Origin of the sequence: Pontimonas sp., from assembly GCF_031581085.1 — a bacterium.
Classification (GTDB): domain Bacteria; phylum Actinomycetota; class Actinomycetes; order Actinomycetales; family Microbacteriaceae; genus Pontimonas.
The window spans coordinates 1-2,763 of the sequence record NZ_JAVLBO010000046.1; the positions used below are offsets into that span (position 1 = coordinate 1).

At 59.3% G+C, this 2,763-nt stretch carries 2 protein-coding genes and 1 pseudogene; all 3 read right to left on the bottom strand.

The features are described 5' to 3' along the window. Positions 1-109: 109 nt before the first annotated feature. Positions 110-1,048 carry a carbohydrate ABC transporter permease gene (locus RI518_RS07625; protein ID WP_310689785.1) on the bottom strand — a complete coding sequence of 313 codons (939 nt, stop codon included), beginning with the start codon at positions 1,046-1,048 and terminating at the stop codon, positions 110-112. Further along, complete coding sequence (locus RI518_RS07630) at positions 1,048-2,034, bottom strand: sugar ABC transporter permease (protein WP_310689786.1); 987 nt, start codon at positions 2,032-2,034, stop codon at positions 1,048-1,050. Before RI518_RS07630 ends, RI518_RS07625 begins: the two co-directional genes overlap by 1 nt. 92 nt (positions 2,035-2,126) lie before the next feature. Then, positions 2,127-2,763: pseudogene (locus RI518_RS07635) on the bottom strand (carbohydrate ABC transporter substrate-binding protein); the annotation flags it as partial.

Consider the following 2,763-nt stretch of genomic DNA (forward strand, 5'->3'; position numbering starts at 1 on the left):
GGCAACGATGGGGAGGCGCCGCACCAGTCACCGGTCAAGGTGGGGGTCACTGGCCATTAGTGTCCGCGTGAGTCGCCCTGAGGGGCCAGAGACCGATGGGGGCGGGTGATTAACCCTTGACTGAGCCCGCCAGAAGGCCGCGAACGAAGTAGCGCTGAAGAGCAAAGAACACGATCAACGGAACGATGATGGAGACAAATGCCCCCGCGGTGAGTACCTCCCAGCCCGAACCCCTGGTGCCGACCATTTCGGCCAAGCGCACGGTCATTGGCGCCAGTTCTTTCGAGCCGGCTCCGAAGGTTAACCCGACCAGCAAGTCGTTCCACACCCACAAGAACTGGAAAATCAGGAAGGACGCGATAGCGGGAATCGACAGTGGCAGGACAATTTTGGTAAACAGCGTGAACCAGTTGGCGCCATCCACCCGGCCCGCCTCGATGAGCTCGCGAGGGATTTGTCGAAGAAAGTTGTGTAGCAGGAAGATCGCCAGGGGAAGGCCGAAAATGGTGTGGGCAATCCAGATCGGGATATACGTTCCGGTGATCCCCAGGTCCGGAATGAGCGTCACCCCACCGATCACCAACCCCTGGGAAAACAACTGCAGCAGCGGCACCAGCGCCAACTGCAACGGGATGATTTGCAGAGCAAAAATGGTGAAAAAGAGAAAATCGCGGCCTTTGAAGTCAAACCAGGCGAGGGCGTAGGCGGCAAAGGTCGCCAGCGTGATGGGGAAAATCACCGCGGGGATTGTCACGGCCAGGCTGTTGAAGAAGAACTGGAACAGCGGCGGGTTCACCCCGGTACCGACAAACAAGACCTGTTGGTAGTTCTCGAGTGAAAACGAGGGGTTGGCAAAAAAGGTCCACCACCCGGACGTGTTGATGTCCTGTTGTGGACGGATCGAACTCACCAAGAGTCCGAAGGTCGGAATCGTCCAGACGATGGCGAGAAGGATGGCAAACGCCGAAGCGATCGGCGAGGAGAAAATGTCCTTCGCCTTCTTCTTCTGAATCACGCTCAGACCCTTGGGGGCGGACAGTGCAGTCATTATCGCTCCGTCCTCTCGAGGCGCAGTTGCCTGAGGTTGTACCAAATAATGGGCACCACGGCGAGGAACAAAATCACGGCCAGCGCACTACCGTGGCCGTAGTTGAGCTGCCTGAAAGCCTGGGAATACATTTCATTCGCCACGACGTTTGTTTGGAAATTGCCGCCCGTCATCGTGCGAACAATGTCGAAGACTTTCAGCGTCGCGATCGTGATCGTGGTGAGCACCACCACAATGGTGGAGCGAATCATCGGCAGCGTCACCCGGGTGAAGCGCCGCCAACTGGAGGCCCCATCGAGCATGGCGGCTTCGACGACCTCGTCGGGAATGTTCTTCATCGCCGCACCGAGAATCACCATGGCAAAACCGGTTTGAATCCAGACCAGCACGATAATGAGCAGCACCGTGTTCAGTGGCGCCTCGAGCAGCCAGTTAATCGGTTCGGCACCCACACCGCGCGCGATGGCGCTGAGTAACCCGATTTCCGGCTTACTGGGGTCTGGCTCATAGCTGTAGACGAAACGCCAAATCACACCGGCGCCGACGAAAGAGATCGCCATCGGCATAAAAATCAACGACTTGACCCACGCGCCACGCTTCATTCGGTCGGTCATATACGCAATGGCCAACCCGATGATGGTCGCGAGGACCGGGGTCAACACGACCCAGATGACCGTGTTGCGCAGGACGATTTGGATCTCGGGAATCGTGAACGCCCAGATGTAATTCTCGAGGCCCACAAAATTATCGCCCCGTTTGTCCATGAAGGACAGGATGATGGTGCGAATGGCCGGATAAATCAGGCCGATCAACAGCAGAAGACCCGCGGGTCCTAAGAAGATGACGTAGCGCAACCACTCCTGCTGCTTGAGCGAGGCGCGTGCGCCGATGAGAAACACGGCATAGACCACCGCGGCGAAGACCGCCAGGGAGATGACCAGAAGCACGAGGTTGGGGCCGATCACGTCCCACAACTCAGATCCCATGCGTTCTCCCTCCCCAACGACCGTGTTGGCTGGTATCGGGGGGTCTGACCCGAAGTCAGACCCCCCGAATGGCTAGCGCCAGTGTAGCGAGATTACTCTGCGGGCCAGCTGGCCTCGATGGCGTCGAGGACGGCAGCATTGTCCTTGTCCTCGCCGACCCACGCAGTCATTTCGCTCCAGAACGAACCTGCACCCACTTCAGCCGGCATCACGTCGGAGCCGTCGAAGCGGAAGGTGGTCGCGTTCTGCAGGATGTCCACCGCAACAGCGTTCACGGGGTCATCCACGTTGGCGGTGTCCAAACCGAGGTTCGCGGAGAACCAGCCGCCCAGAGCGGCCTTTTCGTTGTTCCACTCGGGCGTGGTCAGCAAGTACTGAACCACCTGAGTGGCCGGAGCATCGCTGAAAGCGCCCACAAACTCGCCGCCACCGAGGGCGGGGGTCTGGTCAGCGCTCACGCCGGGGAAGTAGAACACGGAGATTCCGCCATCGACGTCGGTCGCGTCCTGGTCGACAACGGTTGCGCCGTAGTCACCTTCGAGAATTCCCCCGAGGAATGATGCCTGACGGTGCATGGCGCAGGAGCCATCCACGATGCCGGCAGCGCCCTCAGAGAACGAGGTGGTGGCGATGGAGGCGACGTCGCCCACATAGTCGGCGTTCTTCACGATTTTCTCGGCTTCTGCGAGAACCTCGGCAACCTCGGGAGCGTTGAAGGCGAGGCGCTCA